This window comes from Photobacterium gaetbulicola, assembly GCF_003025515.1.
GTDB lineage: Bacteria > Pseudomonadota > Gammaproteobacteria > Enterobacterales > Vibrionaceae > Photobacterium > Photobacterium gaetbulicola.
Map to the genome: position 1 here is coordinate 91,864 of NZ_PYME01000012.1, position 20,771 is coordinate 112,634.

General features: G+C 47.7%; 18 protein-coding genes. 11 read left to right on the forward strand and 7 right to left on the reverse strand.

Annotated elements, in window-relative coordinates; all coding sequences use genetic code 11:
* Positions 1 to 55: 55 nt before the first annotated feature.
* From C9J03_RS12365 to C9J03_RS12375, 3 genes are all read right to left on the reverse strand, one after another.
* A complete protein-coding gene (locus C9J03_RS12365; protein ID WP_082008527.1) occupies positions 56 to 688 on the reverse strand; it encodes a phasin-related domain-containing protein in 633 nt (210 codons plus the stop codon).
* A gap of 235 nt (positions 689 to 923) precedes the next feature.
* Positions 924 to 1,205, reverse strand: coding sequence for a polyhydroxyalkanoic acid system family protein (locus C9J03_RS12370; RefSeq protein WP_039461285.1), 282 nt, complete (start codon positions 1,203 to 1,205; stop codon positions 924 to 926).
* A gap of 148 nt (positions 1,206 to 1,353) precedes the next feature.
* Positions 1,354 to 1,869: a lecithin retinol acyltransferase family protein gene (locus C9J03_RS12375; protein ID WP_044623392.1), complete on the reverse strand. Its 516-nt coding sequence runs from the start codon at positions 1,867 to 1,869 to the stop codon at positions 1,354 to 1,356.
* Between the two features lie 314 nt (positions 1,870 to 2,183).
* Between C9J03_RS12375 and C9J03_RS12380 the strand changes: the two genes are divergently transcribed.
* Positions 2,184 to 3,344, forward strand: coding sequence for a transglycosylase SLT domain-containing protein (locus tag C9J03_RS12380; protein WP_162845562.1), 1,161 nt, complete (start codon positions 2,184 to 2,186; stop codon positions 3,342 to 3,344).
* A gap of 351 nt (positions 3,345 to 3,695) precedes the next feature.
* On the opposite strand, the gene C9J03_RS12385 is transcribed toward C9J03_RS12380, so the two are convergent.
* Positions 3,696 to 5,735, reverse strand: a complete 2,040-nt coding sequence (locus C9J03_RS12385) for a sensor histidine kinase (protein ID WP_231580668.1) — start codon at positions 5,733 to 5,735, stop codon at positions 3,696 to 3,698.
* Between the two features lie 8 nt (positions 5,736 to 5,743).
* Complete coding sequence (locus C9J03_RS12390) at positions 5,744 to 7,237, reverse strand: sigma-54-dependent transcriptional regulator (RefSeq protein WP_044623393.1); 1,494 nt, start codon at positions 7,235 to 7,237, stop codon at positions 5,744 to 5,746.
* 287 nt (positions 7,238 to 7,524) lie between these two features.
* Here C9J03_RS12390 and C9J03_RS12395 point away from each other — a divergent pair, with 287 nt between their 5' ends.
* The 10 genes from C9J03_RS12395 to dgcA all read left to right on the forward strand — a co-directional run bounded on the left by C9J03_RS12395 (position 7,525) and on the right by dgcA (position 17,831).
* Positions 7,525 to 8,337, forward strand: a complete 813-nt coding sequence (locus C9J03_RS12395; RefSeq protein ID WP_044623394.1) for an ABC transporter substrate-binding protein — start codon at positions 7,525 to 7,527, stop codon at positions 8,335 to 8,337.
* The gene (locus C9J03_RS12400) at positions 8,338 to 9,039 is read left to right on the forward strand and encodes an ABC transporter permease (protein ID WP_039461292.1); all 702 of its coding nucleotides are present in this window, start codon (positions 8,338 to 8,340) and stop codon (positions 9,037 to 9,039) included. It begins immediately after the preceding gene.
* A gap of 13 nt (positions 9,040 to 9,052) precedes the next feature.
* Positions 9,053 to 9,760 (forward strand): energy-coupling factor ABC transporter ATP-binding protein, encoded by a 708-nt coding sequence (locus C9J03_RS12405; protein ID WP_044623395.1) that lies wholly within the window; start codon positions 9,053 to 9,055, stop codon positions 9,758 to 9,760.
* Positions 9,744 to 10,328 carry a molybdenum cofactor guanylyltransferase MobA gene (gene mobA, locus C9J03_RS12410; RefSeq protein ID WP_044623396.1) on the forward strand — a complete coding sequence of 195 codons (585 nt, stop codon included), beginning with the start codon at positions 9,744 to 9,746 and terminating at the stop codon, positions 10,326 to 10,328. The genes C9J03_RS12405 and mobA overlap by 17 nt, the downstream gene beginning before the upstream one ends.
* Entirely contained in the window at positions 10,325 to 12,094 is a 1,770-nt protein-coding gene (locus tag C9J03_RS12415) for a bifunctional molybdopterin-guanine dinucleotide biosynthesis adaptor protein MobB/molybdopterin molybdotransferase MoeA (protein WP_044623397.1), read from the forward strand. Before mobA ends, C9J03_RS12415 begins: the two co-directional genes overlap by 4 nt.
* Positions 12,095 to 12,779: 685 nt before the next feature.
* A complete protein-coding gene (locus C9J03_RS12420) occupies positions 12,780 to 13,496 on the forward strand; it encodes a DUF3581 domain-containing protein (protein WP_044623398.1) in 717 nt (238 codons plus the stop codon).
* Between the two features lie 214 nt (positions 13,497 to 13,710).
* Positions 13,711 to 14,271: a hypothetical protein gene (locus C9J03_RS12425; RefSeq protein WP_052829777.1), complete on the forward strand. Its 561-nt coding sequence runs from the start codon at positions 13,711 to 13,713 to the stop codon at positions 14,269 to 14,271.
* A gap of 122 nt (positions 14,272 to 14,393) precedes the next feature.
* Positions 14,394 to 15,299 carry a LysR family transcriptional regulator gene (locus C9J03_RS12430; protein ID WP_044623399.1) on the forward strand — a complete coding sequence of 302 codons (906 nt, stop codon included), beginning with the start codon at positions 14,394 to 14,396 and terminating at the stop codon, positions 15,297 to 15,299.
* Between the two features lie 541 nt (positions 15,300 to 15,840).
* On the forward strand, positions 15,841 to 16,845 hold the full coding sequence (dgcN, locus tag C9J03_RS12435; protein ID WP_044623400.1) for an N-acetyltransferase DgcN: 1,005 nt from the start codon (positions 15,841 to 15,843) through the stop codon (positions 16,843 to 16,845).
* Between the two features lie 11 nt (positions 16,846 to 16,856).
* Complete coding sequence (gene dgcA, locus C9J03_RS12440; RefSeq protein ID WP_044623401.1) at positions 16,857 to 17,831, forward strand: N-acetyl-D-Glu racemase DgcA; 975 nt, start codon at positions 16,857 to 16,859, stop codon at positions 17,829 to 17,831.
* A 62-nt stretch (positions 17,832 to 17,893) separates the two neighbouring features.
* Here dgcA and C9J03_RS12445 read toward each other — a convergent pair whose 3' ends face one another.
* Positions 17,894 to 19,462 (reverse strand): BCCT family transporter, encoded by a 1,569-nt coding sequence (locus C9J03_RS12445; RefSeq protein WP_044623402.1) that lies wholly within the window; start codon positions 19,460 to 19,462, stop codon positions 17,894 to 17,896.
* 255 nt (positions 19,463 to 19,717) lie between these two features.
* The gene (locus C9J03_RS12450) at positions 19,718 to 20,677 is read right to left on the reverse strand and encodes a Gfo/Idh/MocA family protein (protein ID WP_044623403.1); all 960 of its coding nucleotides are present in this window, start codon (positions 20,675 to 20,677) and stop codon (positions 19,718 to 19,720) included.
* Between the last annotated feature and the right edge of the window lie 94 nt (positions 20,678 to 20,771).

Below are 20,771 nucleotides of genomic sequence, written 5' to 3' on the forward strand. Positions count from 1 at the left end.
TTACTTTAAGCACGCGCGATTGAACTTACGGTTGCATATCTATTGGTAGCTATGCTTAGACCACTTCAGGTTTTGTACTTTCAGCTGGCTTGGCGCCTTCGGCGGCTGCTTTTGGCTCCGCAACAGCTTTAGTTGCTGCTACGGTCTGTGGCTTTACCGGCGCGTCGACCTCTTTCTTCTCTGCTTCTGGCTTAGCCTCTGGAACAGGCTGTGCTGCTTTTACGGTTTTACGACGTGCAACGCTTGGTTTCTTGGCTGCAGGTTCTGTCTTTTCAGCCGCTTTCGCAGCAGTACGCTTGCGAGGTGCCGGCTTTTTCTCAGCTTGTGCCTTCTGGCGCTCAACGAGAGCTTCGATGTTGGCGGTTAGCTGGTCGATCTTGTCGTCAACACGATCAAGACGCTCGTTATCCAGCCCAATGAATTTCTGCACCATGTTGTGCATACGTTCCTCAATCGCTACAGAAGTCTGGCTACGTGCGGTATGAACACGTTCTTTTGTCTTTGACTCCACAGCGCGCCCACGTTCAATCAACTCATCAAACAGGCTTTTGCCTTTGTCTGATAGCTGATTAACTTCTTCAGCACTCTTGGCATAAGCACCAAGGCCAGCCAACCAAATGTTGTATACCATTGCGTCTCGAATCTGCTCTTTGTTTGATTCTTCCGCAGTCTGTTTGAAAATTCCCATCAGTTTCCCCTCCATACTTTTGCGATAGTGCCAGCCAGTGGGTATTGCCTGACTGCTTGTATGTAATTTACGAATTTCAATTAGAATGTTCTCCCTAAAACAACACTTTATCGCGCTGAAGGGTGTGATTGTGAGATTTGTCACAGAGAAAGCCAGAAAAAACGCTATGAATCATAGAGATAAAAAAAGAGCTCTGAACGAGCTCTTTATAGAAGAAATTGCTATATGCGACGAATCAACTGGCAAGCAAATGCTTATCCAGTTGTTCGGTAATATGGCTTTCGATGGTGGTTGCAAAAAATGCAGCAGCAAACCCCATCAGTTGAAGCTGAATTGTTATTTTTCCTTCTTCAGCATGTAAGAACCCTTTCGCTGCAGAATGTTTGATATGCATTTTATCGTCGTGCCAAGACCACGTTAGGCCATACTCCTGTTCAAGCTGGCCTGCAATCTTTTCGCTAAGCATGGTAATGTCATCATGAGCTCTGTCATGATGGCGTTCAATTAAAATCGTCACAGAAGTTCTCGCGCATTAGTGTATTTACTCAGTCACCTTTTGTTAACATACGGCCAATGAATAAAAATTTCTGTGGTGGAGATCTAACTATTTGAAATTTGTTGCAGATACTCTATAGGAATAAGCAACACCTGTCATACAAACAACGCTACAGTATACGGCGGAGCAATGAGGGTAGGATCAAACTCGCCCCTACCGCCAGCTTGGCCCCATTCACAGCGTTCTGATAAGGCTGCTTTTCCGACGACGTTAACACAGCGCCTAATAACACCCCCATCCCGGCCATTTTCCCCAGCATCGATGGCGCACTGAGCGTCATATATCCCCCGGCAGCTGCCACAACCAATCTCTGAAACTGGGTACACTCGATCTGCAGCCCATGGGCTTCTCGTACAAATTGCTCGCAGTTTTGGCTAAATAAGTTATATGTCCTGCCAAGCTGAGTTTTCGCATAGCGCACTGCTGCACGTGGGTTCGGCCCAATGATATCACTGATTTCAATCACCCGTCCTTCGGAAAATTCAGTTTCGGTTTCACGCTCAACCCGACGCCTTTTTTTCGAATTATGAATCACATAACCAGTCCCATCAGCGATACCGTAGTGCCAATAGGTACTGCATCGGACTCTCAATACCGTACCGGCTGGGAAATAGGTGCTTTGCATAAATACGTCTATCCAACTCGCTTTCAGTATCGTAAAGCCTAGCTGTTACTCCGCAATATTGTGAAATTTGTCTCATTTTGAGTAAAAACGCATATTTTTCGGCAGACATGCATTTTAACGTAGTCATTGGCTTCCAATCTTTCTGATTGCTGCTAACATAAATACAACCGTCAAAATAATGACACAAATCAAAATAATTTTTTGACTGGCGACAATTTATTATGTTCATGAGAAGTATATTTTTATTGTTGTTCATGAGTTGCGCTGTTGGGTGCCAATCCATTCGCACCGTTAACCAAAACGACTTGGTTCCCTTGACCACACCAGTAGCATCAATACAGTTTCTATCTGAAGATGCCATTGCCCAATGTGAAATCGACAAACGCCTGTTCGAAGGCAGCTTCATTGCTACCGGCTCAGATACCACAAATTCTGACCATCGCCATCCTGAGCTGTCCTTAAACCGCGAGAATCAGCAAGCCAAAACGGAACACACACCCGATCTATGGGACTTACTGGCCAGTGAGCTAACCATAGACGTACCCAATAACCGTACTATCCGCTATTACAAGCGCTGGTATGTGAACAATCCCTACCACATAGAAAAAGTCACTGCCCGTGCAGAGCCTTTTCTTTATTATATTTACCAACAAGTGAATGCCCGAGGACTACCAATAGAGCTCGTCCTTCTCCCCTTTGTTGAAAGCAGTTTTGATCAATTCGCCTATTCGCACAAAGGCGCAGCAGGCCTTTGGCAGATCACCGAACCAACCGGAAAGGCATTCGGGTTAGACATCATCAAGGGTTACGACGGCCGGCGTGATATCGTTTCTTCCACAGAGGCCGCATTGGATTTACTCGAGTACCTATATGACAAATTCAACCAAGACTGGCTACACGCCATTGCGGCATACAATACTGGCGGAGCCAGAGTAAGGACTGCAATCAAGCAGAATAAACAAGCGGGTAAATCAACCGACTTCTGGTCACTACAACTACCCAAAGAAACCCGCCATTACGTACCGAAACTATTGGCGATGGCCGATTTGGTAAAGCACCATAGTTACCGATATGACATTCCTCTCCACCCAATTCAAGCCAAACCTATACTCGAAGAGATAACCATCAGCAGAAAGGTCAAACTGGGCACCGTCGCCACCTTCTCAGGTTTATCCAGCAAGGAACTGTATCACTATAACCCCGGTTACACCGCTGGCTATACCCGCCGAGATAAAGACAATAAGATCTTGATGCCGCTTAAAAACAAGACCCTTTTTTTTGAACACAAGCACGCATCTAACTATGCCAAACAACATTATGATGTCATAGACATCAAGGTAGGCGATTCTCTCAATCAGCTGGCCCAGACCAACAACATTTCTGTCGATTTAATCAAGCAGGTCAATCATCTAAGCGATGCGACAATTTTTGCAGGCCAAAAACTGCTGATCCCTAAACTCACCAATCTCGAATAAAGTTGCTTTTATTAGTATGGGCGCCAATTAGCCCAAAATGACAATGTGCACAATTTTTCCAAATATTGCTTTATTCATAAGAAAGTTGATCTATGATGGAAAAGTGAAAATAAAATCACAAATATCTTCAAGTTGTCATAAAAGGGTAATATATGCAGCATCAAGAAATGATCAATCCAACTCACACCGGCATTATCACACGTACCATTTTCACCAGCTTGGCATTTATGGTCGTTGGCCTCGTACTTATGTAACCACCTTACGGTAATAAGCAATGAAACTTTTATCATTAAAGCGTTCATTAAAGTAAAAAGGGCATGTCAACAACATGCCCTTTTTACTTTATCCCAGTTATATCGTCTCTAAATCAACAGACATCTTAGTACTATTATTCGCTTTTTCCGGTAAATAGACGGTAAATACCGACCCTTTGCCCAACTCGGACTCCACCACGATTTCGCCACCGATACCACTCACAATACCTTGGCTCACCGATAACCCTAACCCAGTGCCGCTTCTTCGGGTGGTATAGAACGGATTGAAAATCCGTTCGATGCTCTCTTCGCTGATCCCACAACCATGATCGATAATTTTCACGATTGCTCCAATCGGGCTACCTGTTTCATCGAGCCAATCTTCAGTCATCACCCGCAATGTACCTTGATCATTCATGGCATGGATACCGTTCATCTGCAAATTCACCAACACCTGCAGCATTTGATGGCGGTTGACTTCCACACAGCAACGAGCGTTCAGTTCAGTTTGGATCTCGACATCGAACTTTTTGGTACCACTCCTGACTAGAGTCAGACTCTCTTCGACTATAGGGTTCAAATGCTGCCAAGTCACTTCATCTTGTACCCCGCCCTGGCGGCTATACTGCAGCAAGCTTCGGGTAATATTGCGAATACGATCGATCTGCTGGTGAATCGCTTCGAGCTCTTCTCGAACGCGTTCACTATCGGTACCGAGCTCTAACTGCATCAGCTCAACATTACCTAAAATAACAGCCGTAGGATTGTTGATTTCATGGGCAATCCCTGCCGTTAGTTCACCTAGAGCCGCTAATTTTTCATTGCTGACCAGTTTACTTCTGGCTTGATTCAACAGTTTGATATGTTGCTCCAGCTCTTCGGTTTTCTCTCTCAGGCTTTGGGTACGCCGCTGTACTTTATCCTCGAGCTGCTGCGACGCTTGCTTGATTGCTTCATTGCGCTGATGAAGCTGATCGAGCATGGTATCAAACTGCTTGCCGAGAATTTGGAGTTCATGACCGCGGGTCAGATCCAAGCTGCCGATACGGCGATCCAGACCCAACTGGATTGCCGAAACCACTTGGTGCATTTTCTCAATTGGCCTGAACAGATCTCTCGCGCCGCGATAGACAATCACCCCGGAAATCAGCAAAACGAAAACAATCCCCACCCCAAGCTCGACAATATTGGTCAGGTATATCTTGATCATCGGCCACTCAAGGTAACCGGTATAAAGCATGCCGATAATATCGCCATTGTAGTCTTTCAATGGCTCATAGGCAGAGACATACCAATCATCGTAAACAAAAGCACGGTCCACCCACATCTCACCCCGCTCCAGCACCGATTGTTTAACATCATCTGAAACACGAGTACCCACCGCCCGGCCATTTAACTGAACGCTATCGAGCGGAACATTGGTACTGACCCGGATATCGTTCATAAACAACGTGACCGTGCCAATACTGCCTTCTGGAAGGGTATCCGATGCGTACACCAGATCACGGATACGATCGACTAGCTGAGTACTGTTGTTGAGCAAAATCCCACCATCGATGATCCATTGCAGATCGCCCTGCTGGTTAAAGATGGGAATTAAGCTGCGGCTTATCAGGCCATAAGATACGAGGTTATTCTCACTGAGCAGCGGAATTTGCGCGCGTGCGGGGAGATCCGGGTGCAGATCATCCAACTCATACGAGGCGAGCCGCTCGAAAAAAGTCTGCTCCTTGCCTTGGAGTAATAAATGACGATTGGCTTTGGGAAATTCTCCTAATGCAGCGGCCGGGTGAATAACAACAAAATCCAGATCATACTGACCCGCCTGCTGCTTGACCCAATCAATAAGCTGGCTTTGATCTTCTTTAAGCAATGTTTGGAATGGGTAGGATTCCGTCAGGGAGCCCAGCCGCATCCGCTGCTCTTTTTGCAACAGCTCCATGCTATGGTGGGCAACCGCCAGATCAGCGCGCACATTCATCAACGCATTCTGCCAGGTGTATATCACCGTCCAGTACATTGTCAGGGCGATCAACGCCAGCAAGGTAATAATAATCGGTACAGATGTCAGCAGCAGTAACCGATAACGAACCATAGTCCGAAAACGACGGACCCAGATCGCAATGCACTGTTTCATAGTCGGCCTTATTGTTCGGTGGTCGTCAGGGCTTCATCTGCCCATTCCTTGAATTTGCGTTCAAGGGTTTTTCTTGCCACGCCAAGCTGCCTGGCCGCCGCTGATTTATTTCCCGCATGGGAATCGACAACCTGCATGATGTGCGCTTTTTCGACATCTTTAAGCGTCCAGTCGCTGGGATAACAAAAGGACTTCTCATCATTTTCTTGGCAGCGACAAGGCTGATGACTCTCGTTGCCATCCGCGGACAAGACCGCGTCGACCGACTGGCTTGGACCCTGAGTGACAGGGTCACTCGCCAGCTCTGCTCTGGCTGGTGCCTCACCGGCCAGTTCACGCCAGTAATCAGCGGGCGGTTTACCCAGCAGCAAACAACGCTCCATCATATTGCGTAGCTCGCGAATATTGCCGGGCCAATCATAGGCCTGCATGGCGCTGATATCTTCGTGGGTCCAGTTAACCGCTTTTGAGCCTAAGTCTTTTGCCAACTGCTGGGTAAAGTGATAGGCGAGCGCAGGAATATCATCCAGCCGCTCACGTAGAGCGGGTAACTCAATGGTCAGCACATTGAGGCGGTAATATAAGTCTCGGCGGAACCGGCCTTCGGCCACTTCCTCTTTAAGGTTACGGTTTGTCGCCGCCACAATCCGGACATCCACCTGCACCTCGCGCTCGGCACCAACCGGCCGTATCGATTTTTGTTCCAGGGCACGCAGCAAAGAAGACTGCATAGACAGCGGCATTTCCCCGATTTCATCTAAAAACAAGGTACCGTTATTGGCCACTCGGAACAGGCCTTCACGGCCTTTCTTGGCGCCAGTAAAAGCCCCAGAAACATGACCAAACAACTCACTTTCGAGCAGATCGGGTGCAATTGCCCCGCAGTTCAGGGGAACAAAGGGACCGCTTCGTTTACTCAGCTGATGAAGCGCACGGGCAACCAATTCCTTACCGGTGCCCGATTCTCCTTCGACCAGCACGGCGGCTTGGGAGGGAGCGATCTGACCAATCAGCTTCTTCATCGATAGCGTACTGTGTGCATCACCAATAATGTCAACGGGATAACTTCGCTCAACATCCCGTTGTAAGGCAAAGTTCTGTCTTTCCACCAGGCGACGCTCTATACAGCGCTGCACCGACTGCATCATTTGATCAAGGTTGAACGGCTTGAGAATAAAATCCGACGCGCCAGCACGCAGGGCTTTGATCGCCGTTTCCAAATCAGCATAGCCTGTCATGAAAATCACATCACTGCGGCGAGTTTGCGGATCAAAAGCTTCATGCCATTCAATACCGGAACGACCTGGCAAGTTGATATCAACAATCAAAAGATCAAAGTGACACCGCTTGCGAAGCTCTTCCGCTTCCTCGATGCTTTCGGCAACATCAACCTGAGCAAACTGCTTACTCAGTGCTTTTTTCAGGATGGCGCGCATTCCCGGCTCATCGTCAACAACCAAAACGGAGACCGCAGACCAAGACACTGATGCATTTTCATTCATAAAAACCCAAATTATTTATGGTTATAATTGTGGGACATTTTGTCTCACTATGAATATCTCTGTCAAAGATGTTTCAAAATGTTTTTGAAATAATGTGAGTAGTGACGAACATATTGTTTTAAATCATTATCTTATAGACAATGCCAGCGTTATCATGCGCAACTTGTCCAAATTGGCATTTGATTTGCTTATTGACTCACGCATCAGGATGCAGAATATCTCCCTTGGAGAGCTTTGCTTCACTTGCGTAAAATAAATGACAAAATGACGTTCAGTCAGGAAGAACTATGAAATTATTGAAAACGACTCTTGTTGTGTTGGCCCTTGCTTCTTCAGCTGCAATTCAAGCGGCAGACAATATGACGGTACGATTAGCGACCACGACCAGTACCTATCACTCGGGCCTATTGGACTACCTGTTACCAGAATTTAAAAAAGATACCGGTTACACGGTAGAAGTGCTTGCCGCCGGTACCGGTAAATCACTTCGCATGGGCGAAAATGGCGATGTCGACCTCGTAATGACCCACGCCCCTAAGGCAGAAGCCACGTTTGTAAAAAAAGGGTTTGGTGTACTGCCGCGCAAATTAATGCACAACGATTTTGTGATTGTGGGTCCGAAGTCCGATCCAGCACACCTCGGTGAGGTGAAAGATGTAACAACCGCACTGAAAAACATTGCCGACCAAAACGAAACTTTCGTATCCCGCGGTGACGATTCGGGTACCCACAAAAAAGAACTGACGCTTTGGGCACAAACCAACATCGAACCGAACTTCGGTGGTTATAAAGCCGTTGGCCAAGGCATGGGCCCGACACTCAATATGGCGTCTGAGCTACAGGCATACACCATGACCGACCGCGGCACTTGGCTGGCATATCAGAACAAGCTTGACCTGAAAATTGTTCTGCAGGGCGACTCCCGCTTGTTCAACCCTTACCAAGTGATCCTGGTTAACCCAAGCCGCTACCCTGACATCAACTACCAAGGCGCCAAGTCTTTCAGTGACTGGTTGGTTAACTCAAAGGCACAGACCATGATCAATAACTACAAGCGACACGGCGAACAGCTATTTGTCGCGGATGCGCTTTCTCAGTAAATGGATATTTGGCAAACCACACACCAAGCGATCCAACTGCTGTTCAGCGGTGATGCCGCCCTCTGGGGGATCGTGGGTGTTTCATTTTCGGTTTCACTGCTGGCAATTAGCATTGTGCTCTTGCCAGCTCTACTGATCAGTTTTGCCCTTGCCTATGGTCGGTTTCCGGGACGTTGGTTGATTCTCTCCTTATTCAATACCTGCCAATCCATCCCAACAGTAGTGATCGGCTTATTGCTCTATATGCTGCTGTCGCGGGCTGGCCCTCTGGGCGACTGGAAAATGCTGTTTACTCAACAGGCAATGATTCTGGGGCAAATGCTGATATGCTTGCCTATTTTGGTTTCCATGATGCATGCCGCCTTCCAAAACAGTGACAAACGCGCTTGGGAAACTTCGCTGACATTGGGTGCCAGCTTGCCCAGAGCCTTCATGAGCCTAATGTGGGAAAGCCGTTTTCCTTTGCTGGCAGCTATCATCGCTGCATTTAGCCGGGTCATTACGGAAGTTGGCTGTTCCATGATGGTTGGTGGTAATATCCTCAACTCAACACGGAATATTCCCACTGCCATTGCCCTAGAAAGCTCCAAAGGTGCTTTCGCTCAAGGTGTTGCTTTAGGAATGGTGCTGCTGATTTTGGCATTAGGACTAAACTTTTTCCTATCTGTGGCGCGTGGCAAAGCCCACCTTCGCACTAACTAAGCCGGAGAATTTGATGACACAACTCTCAATCGAGGCCACAAACCTATCGGTTAGATTCAAAGACCGGCTGTTATTTCACATTCCTAACCTTGTCCTCGGGCCACGAGATGCCGTCTATCTCAGTGGTGACAACGGCGTTGGTAAAACAACGTTATTGAAGGTGCTTAGCGGGTTACAGCGTCCTACAACAGGCGCTATCAATATCAACAAACCCTCGCTATTACGCCGTTTGTTTTACGCCCACTCCAATAACGGTGTTGTATATATGCACCAAACGCCATACATGTTTGATGGAACCGTACTAGATAATGTCTGTTATGGTCTTAAATTCACCATTCGTGAGCGTCAAAAGCGCCGTAACGAGGCAATCAACGCCTTACGTATGGTAGGCTTGGAAACATTGGCCGATGAGCATATTTCTGTGCTTTCCGGTGGTGAAAGACAGCGCGTGGCTATGGCCCGGGCATGGGTTACTAAGCCGGCAGTTCTCTTAATGGACGAATCCAGTGCCAGCCTTGACCAGGAATCGACAGACCGCCTAGTTGTACTGTGCAAAGATTTGTTATCTCGAGGCACTAGCTTAGTGATTACCAGCCACCAAAAGAATGCGCTGACAGAGCTCTGTCGTCGCCAATGGACAATTTCAGACTCACAACTCATTGAACGAGCCGAGCTGCAACTCGTTAACGAGGACAATAACAAATATGCCTACGCCGGATAACACAAGCTGGGTCATTTTAGCTGGAGGGCAAGCCAGCCGAATGGGTGGCAACGACAAAGGATTAGTCACGCTTGCGGGACGTGCGATGATTGAACATGTCATCGACACCCTACGAGCACAAACTTCTGCTATCACTATCAACGCCAACAGAAACCAGGACACCTACCGCCAATATGGCAAAGTCTTTGGCGATCACATCAAAAATTATCCTGGGCCTCTGGGTGGCATGCATGCAGCCCTCCACCATCTTGATTCTGAGTGGATTGGCTTTGTGCCGTGTGACTGTCCTGCCCTACCGCACGATCTCGTGGCTAGAATGAGTAGCGCCTGCGATAGCAACACCGATATTGCCGTCGCCCATGATGGCGAGCACATCCAACCGGTCGTGACCTTGGTTAACCGCCGCATTCTGCCCAAGTTGGAACAATTTTTGGAAAACGGCGATCGTAAAATCATCTTGCTTTATCGCCAATGCAATATGATCACCGTCGATTTCAGTGATCAACCCAATGCATTCGTCAATTTAAATACGCCAGAAGAACTAGAACAATTCGGACAAGCATTATGAACCCAACTCAAACCTCCCTGCCGATACTCGGCTTTGCCGCATGGAGCGGAACGGGTAAAACCACCCTATTAGAAGCTATGCTGCCCAAGTTAGTCGAGCTAGGGATCCGCGTTGCCGTCATCAAGCATGCCCACCATAACTTCGATATCGACAAAGAAGGCAAAGATTCCTACCGGCTGCGCAAAGCTGGCGCCGGACAGATGCTGATCTCTTCTCGTTATCGCCGGGCGATGATCACAGAGACACCCGAGGAAGAGGCAACCCTACCCCAGTTGATTGCCGAACTGGATCTCAATGCGCTTGATCTTATCCTCGTCGAAGGCTTCAAACAGCTTAGTTTTCCTAAGATCGAGCTGCACCGAGAAGAAATTGGCAAACCGTGGCTGTTTCCTGAAGACAGTAACATCATCGCAGTTGCAGCAAATGTTGCGGCACAGACTGAATTGCCGCAGCTGGATATCAATGATCTCGACAAGCTAACGCAATTTGTCGCCGATTTTGCCAAACAACAATCAGCGCCTTCACTGGCCTGCAGCGATCTAGACCCATCGGGTATGCTATCAGTCTCTGAAGGCCGAGATAGGATCTTGCGCCAAATTGTCGCACCAACGGCCCAAACAAGTGTCGATCTCAAATCTGCATTGGGACAAATTGTCGCCAATGATATTTTATCTCCGGTGAATGTCCCCCAGCATACCAACTCGGCAATGGATGGCTATGCCGTTCGCAGCGATGATCTCGGCCGCGACAGCTACCATGTCGTCGCCCAGGTCATGGCTGGGCATAGTTATGATAAGCCGCTGAACAGTGGTGAAGCGGTTCGGATCATGACTGGTGCCCCCGTGCCGCAAAACGCCGATACTGTCATTATGCGTGAACAAGCCTCCCAGGATGGTGACAGCGTCACTTTCGACCTAAAGATGGGAGCAATTAAGCCGGGGCAAAATGTGCGTCAGGCGGGTGAAGACCTGGCCATCGGCCAGGCCGCTGTTAAGGCGGGAACACAAATTACAGCCCCTGAGCTCGGCATGATCGCGTCCCTTGGGCTGGATTCTGTAGCTATCAGGCCGCCAGTCAAAGTGGCCATATTCTCTACGGGTGATGAAGTGCAGCACCCGGGAGAGGCACAAAAGCAAAACTGTATCTACGACTCAAACCGCTATACGCTGCATGCCATGCTAAGCAAAATCGGTTGTGAGGTGGTTGACTTGGGAATCATCGAAGACAGTGAACAAGCGCTCGAGACGACGTTGCGCACTGCTGCCGAGCAAGCCGACTTGATCCTGTCTTCCGGCGGTGTTTCTGTCGGCGATGCTGATTACATCAAGACGGTTCTCGACAAACTTGGACAGATTAATTTCTGGCGTATCAATATGAGACCAGGCCGCCCACTCGCTTTTGGCCATATTGATACCACACCTTTCTTTGGCCTACCGGGCAACCCTGTTGCCGTTATAGTCACTTTCATGCAGTTCGTTGAGCCCGCTATCCGCAAGCTTCAGGGGATGACAGACTGGCAGGCCCCTTTCTACAACGCGGTTGCAGAAGAAAAGCTGCGCTCTCGCCCTGGCCGCACCGAATATAGCCGCGGTGTTTTTGGCATCGATGCCAACGGTCGCCTAACCGTAAGAAGTGCCGGTAAACAAGGCTCAGGTATCTTACGTTCAATGAGCGAAGCAAACTGTTTAATCGAAATTTTGCCAGAGCAACCAGGAGTAGAAGTTGGGGAGAAAGTACGTGTTATCCCGTTGGAAAACCGTATTTAAGTGTGAGTAGATAAAGAAAAGATGAGAGCTCTGCACTGCATTATTGCAGTTGCAGAGACTACCAACCCGAGATTTCGCTGCATCATACCAACCAACAAGCGTGGAGCTTGGCATTATTATGAGCACTCAGCAAACGGTGTTTAAGCCACCGTTTACTGAGTGCTTATTTTTTGCAGCTTCCGTGCTACTTTATTTTTCCTGAGCTTCTACACGTCTAGAAGATGGTTTATTGTGCCATGCCTGTACATAGCATCTTAAAATTGCTCAGATAAAGTAACCCTAGCCATTGTTCGTCAGTTATTGAGAACCTGTCTGTACCCTCCTTGCCAGCCCGTGGTTAAACTGAACCATCGCTTATCCGGAAGGTAATTAAACGACTTTATATCATTATTAGTAATGATTTGTATGTTATTGTCATTCATGTCGTTTTCCGCAATAGTACAAAATTATGTACCACGTTGCACTAAAAAAATATTTACGCGCTATACTAGCTACCATAAATGTGACAAATGCAATCAATCTTAGTAATTTGGTATAATATCCAACCAAAAGCTAAATTGAATTTTGAGTCACTATTAGCTGATTTCTTCGCCGTTTAGCATCTGTCACTGGCTAGACCATTTATCAGGAAGATATCAGGTAGAATAGCTGGCAGTTTAATTAACCCACTATCAGTACGTTAGGCATGTTTCTAGATTCATATTACTTAGAAGAGAATGGTGTATTCAGCTTTACCCGTGAGCAAGCGAGTCACTTTGCAAAAAAAGTCGCGGGCGATTTCAATCCCATTCATGATGAAGATAACAAACGTTTCTGCGTTCCTGGGGATCTTCTGTTTTCCGTCGTGCTTTCCCGTGCTGGCATCAGTAAGAAAATGCGCTTCGAATTTGCAGGCATGATCAGTGATGGCATCGGCTTGAAAGCAAAGCATAGTTGCTTCAATGACTTCGCTATTGTTGATGATGCTGACAAAGAGTACCTCCATGTAACACGTGAAGGTGAAATTACCACCGACAAAGCACTTATCGAACAAGTTACCAAGAGCTACGTTCAGTTCTCGGGCATGAACTTCCCTCATATCATGGTGCCTTTGATGAAATCCAAAGACATTATGATTAACACTGTTCGCCCTTTGGTGATCTACGAAAGCATGGAGCTCAACTTTGAGCGTCTGGATTTGCTCTCTCCGACTGTTGAGTTGGCAGAATCCGAAATTGAGGTTGAAGGAAAACGCGGTAGCGTTACCTTGAACTTCCACTTTAAGGAAAATGGTGAAGTTGTTGGCACCGGTCGCAAGCGTATGCTGATGAGCGGCTTGAAGCCATATGACCAAGCAGCCATTGATGATTTGGTTGAACGTTTTAATGCACGTAAATCTGAATTCTCGACAATCGCTGCATAGCAGTAACCTCTGAGTGGATACTCGCTGACAAACAGTCATTAAAATTGATATATTGAAAAAGCCGTCCTTAGGACGGCTTTTTGTTTTGCCCTTCTCATGAGTACACAGCACGATTCTCCGGTTAATTAGCAATAACGCCCTATACTTTATGGTGTCATGACAATATGACAGCTCGATCCATGATGATGATTTCAAACTAGGTGGAGAAATAATCATGGTTAATCTCTTGAAATCAGCTCTTTATGTATCTGCCGTACTTTCAACAAGCTTGTTTGTCACTTCAGCTGTTGCCGAAGACGACAAGATGACGGAAGACTTGATGACAGAAAAAATTGGCAGAGCAAAATCTGCAGCCCCGGCATCTATCAGTGATGAAGCAACGATTGTTGTGGATGGCAAAATAGTTGTTGAAGGCTCTAATGGTTGGACGTGCATGCCCGATACCTTTCCGAATGATGGAATGCCAATGTGCAACGATGCCGTATGGATGGAAATGCTGACAGCGATGGTCAATAAGAAAGACTTTACGGCAACTAAAATTGGTATTTCCTATATGCTACAAGGTGACCGTGGTGCCGGTGTCAGCAACACTGATCCTTATCATCCAGATCCAAAGAACGCTGATGACTATGTGGAAACCGGACCACACCTAATGATCATAGTCCCTAAAGCAATGCTCGAAGGCATTACCGATGACCCTTCCTCTGGCGGGCCTTATGTAATGTGGAAAGACACACCTTACGTACACATTATGGTACCGGTCGCTGACAAATAACCATTCATAACAACTCAACAAAGCAAACAACCCGGCAATCAAGGCTGGGTTGTTTCTATCTGCAGGATATATGTTATGTTGATGAGCAAAGGGTTGGAGCGATAACAAGACAAGGATAGCCATTGAATTTTCGTCAAATTGAAGTTTTTTACGCTGTCATGAAAACAGGCAGTGTTTCAGGTGCAGCTAAACTACTGCATGTCTCGCAACCAAATATTACCCGTATCCTTGCCCATACCGAGCTCCAGCTTGGCTTCCCTCTGTTTCACCGCCACAAAGGACGGTTAATTGCTTCACACCAAGCGCTTACCTTATTGCCAGAAGCCGAAAAGGTGTATCGCCAACTTGGCAGTCTTCAATCACTCACGAGCAAATTACAAAAAGGCCACACTCATTTACGTGTCGGTGCTCCGCCTGTTCTCTCAACGAGCTTATTCCCCCCCGTCGTCGCTAGGCTATCCCAAGACTCTGCCATCTCGGCTGAAATCTCAACTGGCAACCAAAATGAACTTTGCGACGCACTACTTGATAACCAACTTGATTTTGCTATCAGTTTTGGCCAAGTGGCTCCCCCGCGGATCACCAGTCAAGTACTCGTGCATACCGAAATGGTCGCATTATTGCCCAGGGATATCCCCAGCACACAAAACGCTATGTCAATTGTCGCTTTGCTTGAGTTGGCACCAATAATAGGCCTTGATGCGCGGGATCCTCTAGGGATGGCAGTTAAGCAGTCTATCCTACACCACCGCCCCGATCATCAGTTCCAACTTTCCGTGCGCTCATACTCCACGGCTGCAGAGTTGGTCATACAGGGGATGGGCATTGCGGTTGTTGATCCATGGACAGCAAAAAGCTACCAGGATAAGCTTGCAGTTCACCCGTTGTCTGAGCCGCTCCCCGTGTCTGTCAGCCTCTTATTTGCCGACAATTCCCCATTATCCTCTACGGCAAATCAGCTTATTGACCTGCTACGCCAATGCTTATCAGAGTCCCCGATCGTCAATAGTGAATTATCCCAATTCTAATAATGTAATTCCGTTTAATTGGTCGTTTCTCCTGCCGACCTCACAGACAACATTTTTTGTAATTAAATTTCACACCCGCAGTTACACATGCCAATAACCACTTGAAAAGTGATGCGCGTCACACTAAAATTCCCATTGCAGTAGTAATTACATCACGTAATGGTAATTTAATTACAACTTAATAATTATAGAGGTAACTTATGAACTATGACTCTCTTTTGGCAATGCACTACCTTGTTTCAAAACGCGTGAAAGCACAGACTAAGCAAAAGCGTAAATAATAGACTTGACCACACCCTCAAGACACAGATTTTAAAAACTCATCGCCCTTATGGTATGAACTCTCCCCCGCAGGGGGTGTTTGTACAAGACCAATCCGTTATCTCCTCCCTCGATTCACTCTGAAAACAGCATGAAAAGCATGCAGTAACTCAATCAACCGACTATAACCTGATGTTATACCCCTGAAACATTTAAGTATTCGTGCTTTTTTCAAGGCTCGATTATGGTGTCGTTACACTAAAAGAACCAAGGATGAATCATGCAAATTCCACAGCCTTACTTATTGTTTCTCGGTGATGTTACAGACCCTCTTGCCGCCAAGACAGCCAGAGGGATCCTGCAATGGCGCCCAGAAATCTGTACTGGCCAGCTAAGGTTGACACCAGAAACAGTCAGCCTCGGGCTGGCCGATCTTTCTCTTGCCGATGCCTATGCGAAAGGCGCAAGAACTCTGGTGCTGGGAACTGCCAATGCCGGTGGCTTCATACCTCAAACTTGGCTACCAACTCTGGAACAGGCATTGGATATTGGCTTTAATTTAGCCTCCGGTATGCACCAGCGCTTGGGAGACAATAGACTTCTGGCGCAAAGAGCCAGCGCCAATAGCTGTGAGCTGTTCGACGTTCGCCATTTTGATGGTGAGCTTGAGGTAGGTAACGGAAAAGCCCGTGCGGGAAAACGCCTTCTTACCGTCGGTACTGACTGCTCGGTTGGTAAAATGTACACCTCGCTCGCCCTAGAGAAAGAGATGAACCAACAAGGGCTAGACGCTCAGTTTTGCGCTACGGGACAGACCGGTATCTTTATTTCCGGCAAAGGTATCGCCATCGATGCCGTTGTGGCAGATTTCATTTCTGGTGCCACTGAAGCCATTAGCCCTGATTTTGATGATCATGATTGGGATATCATTGAAGGCCAAGGTTCACTGCTCAATCCCGCTTTTGCCGGAGTCAGTATGGGACTGCTGCATGGTGCTCAGCCTGATGCAATGGTGCTATGCCACGAAGTTGGGCGCAAGCATATCCGCCATCTTCCCCATATGCCGATGCCAACGCTGGACACTGTTATGGCAGCGAACCTCACTGCCGCTCGTCTGACCAACCCAAGGGCAACATTTGTCGGGATCTGCCTCAATACATCAGCATTAAACGAAAACGAGGCCCGGACCTACTGCAAGCAATTGGCAAGCCAATATCAGTTGCCTGTTACCGACCCTGTTCGTTTTGGCGTTTCAGCCATAGCCGAGCAACTTCACCAGCTATAAGAGGATCCGTTGTGAAATTTTCTGCCCGTCACGAACGATTTGAGCTCGCAAGACCCTTTGTCATAGCCCGCGGTAGCCGCACCCACCAAGATGTTGTCGTTGCGACGCTTAAGGTAGGCGATCATTGCGCAAGCGCCGAATGTACACCGTATGCCAGGTACGGTGAGAGTATAGATAGCGTGATCGAACAAATTGAGCACTTCAATCGACTGCTTGAACAACACCCAACCCTGTCAGCCCAAGCTGTGCAGCAAGAACTCGTTCCCCAATTGCCTGCAGGTGCAGCAAGAAATGCTATCGATTGTGCTCTCTGGCGATTCAACGCCGAGACGAGTTTTCCTACGCCACTTTTTGACATTAAGCCTCAGATAGTCACCGCACTGACGGTTTCTATCGATACACCTGCAAAAATGGCTAGGCAAGCACGCGAGTTATGCCGCCAAGGTGCAAAACTACTCAAAGTAAAGCTTGATGCCGAAAACTTAATTGAGCGTGTTGCTGCCGTTCGCGAGCAGGCCCCCGAGTGTGAGATTATTCTCGATGCCAACGAAGCATGGGAAAACCTACCGTTGTCAGAGCTCTTCCAGGCATTGACTAGCTATGACATTCGCATGATTGAGCAACCGGTTCCCGCCGGCAAAGACGGGTTATTAAAAGGCATCCCGCATCCTATTCCCCTTTGCGCCGATGAAAGTTGCCATACCAGCGATGACATTGCCGGGATGATCGGATGCTACGAAATGGTGAACATCAAACTGGATAAAACCGGCGGGTTGACCGAAGCGATCAAGCTCGCTGACCAAGCAAGGAAGCAAGGGCTAGATATTATGGTTGGCTGCATGGTAGGCACCTCACTGGCGATGGAAGCGGCTCTTCCCGTTGCCAGCCAAGCGGACTTGGTCGACCTTGATGGGCCTGTACTGCTCAAAAATGACAGGGAGAACGGCTTGATATACCAGAATGGGAGGCTAGTGACTAGTCAGTAGTTGAGTGAAATGAAAGCGCAGGCCATGTATTTGGCTTGCGCTTTATCTACTTACTGGTTTTACTACGGCTGACTGGCAACAGGTGCCGTTTCCCAATGCGGCTGGGACTCGGCTGTAGCTTTTTTGTCCTGCATTCGCAACACCGCGATTGGGCCAGTGATCAAGGTCACAGCGACTAACATAGACACAGGTACCGCCGTGATCACGATGAACGATTGTAACGCATTCAAGCCACCGTCGCCTGCCAGCAACAGCACCCCAGCGATAATGCCCATCGCCAAGGCCCAGAACAAACGCTGTGCCTTAGACGGCTGGTTGTCACCCGATACAACAAGGGCAATGGAGTAAGCCATTGAGTCGCCGGTAGTCACAACAAAAGTCGTTGTCAGTACCAAAAATGCCGGAATCAACAGTTCATTAAATGGCAACTGGGCCAGTGAAGCGAGTAATACTGCTGGAAGACCTGAGTCAGCTAATGGACCAGAAATACTGCCAGGAACCTGAAGTTCGAAGAAGATACCGGTTCCCCCCAAGACGGTAAACCAGAAATTAGTCACGATTGGCGCTGCCACCGCTATCGTCAGGATGAGTTCGCGAATGCTACGACCTTCAGAAATGCGAGCAATGAAGATTGCCATCATAGGAGCAAAACCGATGAACCAGCCCCAGAAGAACCAAGTCCACCACTGGCTCCACGCCGGGTTGCTTGCATTCACACTCATCTCAGGCAAATGCTGAAGATAAGAGGCAAACGCCAAACCAAAGTGCTCAAAGATAAACTGAGTCGGACCGAACACTAGCATCACTAACAGCAATGCAAATGCACCGATAATATTGAAACGGCTTAACCACTGTAGCCCCTTGTCCATCCCGGTAAAGGCGGAAAGCGAGTAGATCGCAACCACCACTGCCAGAATAACCATCTGGCCTGAAGCGTTGTTTTCAATCCCGGCAACCACTTCTAGGCTATAACCTAACTGTGAAGCCAGGAAGCCTATCGGGCCAATCGTCCCTGCCGCAACCGCGATAATTGAACAGGCATCGATAACCGATCCCAGCCAGTGGTTTTCCAACTTGTTGCCAACAACTGGATAGAGCAAAGCTCGCGGACGCAGTTTTACCCCACCCTGATGATGGGCATACATGAGTACAATCGTTGCCAAAGTACCTAGCGCAGCCCACGCTAGGAAGCCCCAGTGCATAAAACTCTGGCTCAACGCCGGAACAACAGCAGACGCAGATTGTGCCTCAACGCCATCAAAACTTGGCGGCATTGTCATAAAGTGGTAAATCGGTTCAGCCGCTGACCAGAACACACCGCCACCAGCCAGCAATGTACACATGATCATCGCCAGCCAACGGAAAGTACCTATTGTCGGCTTGCTGTTTACTGCACCAAGGCGTTGCTTGCCAAATGGGCTAACAGCAATCATCAATGCAATAACGAGGTTAGTCACCATCAACCATTGCCAAAACTGGCCAAATACGGCGGTTGAATAGGAAAAGGCGGTATCAATGATCTGGCCGATCAAAGTCAAATCATAGAGGGAAAACAGGAGGAACAGCCCCAAGAAACCAATCGTTAGAACTGAAACTTTTTTATCGCTACCTTTTAGGGTATTGCTTAGCATAATAATCTCACGGTGTGTGTGAGGGGCGGCACTTTAACAGCTCGCCCGCAACCATACCAGTGAAATATTTCTTTATATTTTATAATTACAGCTCTGAGACTCTGCTGTTAAAACAGACAACCAAGTAAAATAGTCAGCTATTATAGGAGGTTATGGCACACATCAATCATTCCGCCTCAAATGTTTCGAACACGAAATATTTTTTGTGAGGCTGCTCAACAATCCCCCAACCACAAAGCATGAAACCGCAGCGGCTTATTCTTTACTTAACTGACGAACAACATGCTCCGCCAATAAATGACTATGCACGTTTCGCTGAGTTAACGAAAGAGATTGCTTTCCGGCCCTTACCACATCAAGCCAATGCTCTGCCATTGCATGGAAGCCCTTCGCGGCAAGCATTGGTGTCCAGTCGGCCAACTTGATTCTCTCTTCTTTGTTTTTAAGCCAGCGGCTTCCTTCAGCGAAAGAGTCAAATCGGTAGCTGGCATTGCGGTAGTTTGCTGTCACTGTCTCCATCGTCGCCCCGTGCTGGCGGTTCATTGAGGCATGAAACAAGGTTTCTCCCTGTTGCCATTGCACATCCAGTCGCCCCAGTAGATTTCGGCCCACATTTTGGGCTGACTGAGTCGTAATGTAGAGCTCTTCAGGTGCAATGCTTGCGTTGAGGTTGATGCTATCTAGCGGATGGATGAAGTCATCAAAGATAAAGCTTCGAGTTTCACCCGGTAAGTCATGGCGATGCTTCTCCCAGCGCAATGATAACAATGGCTCTGAAGATGGTTGGGTTTCAGGCAACGCGTGTACACCAGCCAGACCCGGAAGATGAGTTTTATACAGGGGTATATAGCGGCGGTTAAACCCCATGAACAACGGGGTCTGCTTACGTTCAGCCAAATCGTAGAGACGTTCGCATTGCTCATAGTTATCAGCCAGAGGCTTATCAACAAACACCGGTAGCCCGAGATTCAAGAAAAAGGCAGCCAACACAGGATGTGAAACCGTTGCACTGTGGATCATAACGGCATCGATATCGGCTTTAACCAGATCCGCATAATCAGTATAGGCCTCAGTAACATGATATTTTTTCGTCAGCCGCTGCAAACGCTCTGGGTTACGTGTGCAAAAAACCCACTCAACATTCTCCAGTTGGGTAAGTACCGGCAAATGTGCCTTTACAGCGATATCGCCTAATCCTATTGCGGCTATCTTCATCTTATTCCCTACTAAACTTAATCTAACGACTTATGACACTTATTTTACTTTTTAAGCCGTATACTCTGCTAGAATTCCTTTTCCATTTTATGAA

Bases quoted from the DNA above. Each gene is read 5' to 3' on its own strand.
- C9J03_RS12365 (WP_082008527.1), bottom strand. From the start codon at position 688: ATGGGAATTTTCAAACAGACTGCGGAAGAATCAAACAAAGAGCAGATT.
- C9J03_RS12375 (WP_044623392.1), bottom strand. From the start codon at position 1,869: ATGCAAAGCACCTATTTCCCAGCCGGTACGGTATTGAGAGTCCGATGC.
- C9J03_RS12385 (WP_231580668.1), bottom strand. From the start codon at position 5,735: ATGAAACAGTGCATTGCGATCTGGGTCCGTCGTTTTCGGACTATGGTT.
- C9J03_RS12390 (WP_044623393.1), bottom strand. From the start codon at position 7,237: ATGAATGAAAATGCATCAGTGTCTTGGTCTGCGGTCTCCGTTTTGGTT.
- C9J03_RS12395 (WP_044623394.1), top strand. From the start codon at position 7,525: ATGAAATTATTGAAAACGACTCTTGTTGTGTTGGCCCTTGCTTCTTCA.
- C9J03_RS12400 (WP_039461292.1), top strand. From the start codon at position 8,338: ATGGATATTTGGCAAACCACACACCAAGCGATCCAACTGCTGTTCAGC.
- C9J03_RS12405 (WP_044623395.1), top strand. From the start codon at position 9,053: ATGACACAACTCTCAATCGAGGCCACAAACCTATCGGTTAGATTCAAA.
- mobA (WP_044623396.1), top strand. From the start codon at position 9,744: ATGCCTACGCCGGATAACACAAGCTGGGTCATTTTAGCTGGAGGGCAA.
- C9J03_RS12415 (WP_044623397.1), top strand. From the start codon at position 10,325: ATGAACCCAACTCAAACCTCCCTGCCGATACTCGGCTTTGCCGCATGG.
- C9J03_RS12420 (WP_044623398.1), top strand. From the start codon at position 12,780: ATGTTTCTAGATTCATATTACTTAGAAGAGAATGGTGTATTCAGCTTT.
- C9J03_RS12425 (WP_052829777.1), top strand. From the start codon at position 13,711: ATGGTTAATCTCTTGAAATCAGCTCTTTATGTATCTGCCGTACTTTCA.
- dgcN (WP_044623400.1), top strand. From the start codon at position 15,841: ATGCAAATTCCACAGCCTTACTTATTGTTTCTCGGTGATGTTACAGAC.
- C9J03_RS12445 (WP_044623402.1), bottom strand. From the start codon at position 19,462: ATGCTAAGCAATACCCTAAAAGGTAGCGATAAAAAAGTTTCAGTTCTA.
- C9J03_RS12450 (WP_044623403.1), bottom strand. From the start codon at position 20,677: ATGAAGATAGCCGCAATAGGATTAGGCGATATCGCTGTAAAGGCACAT.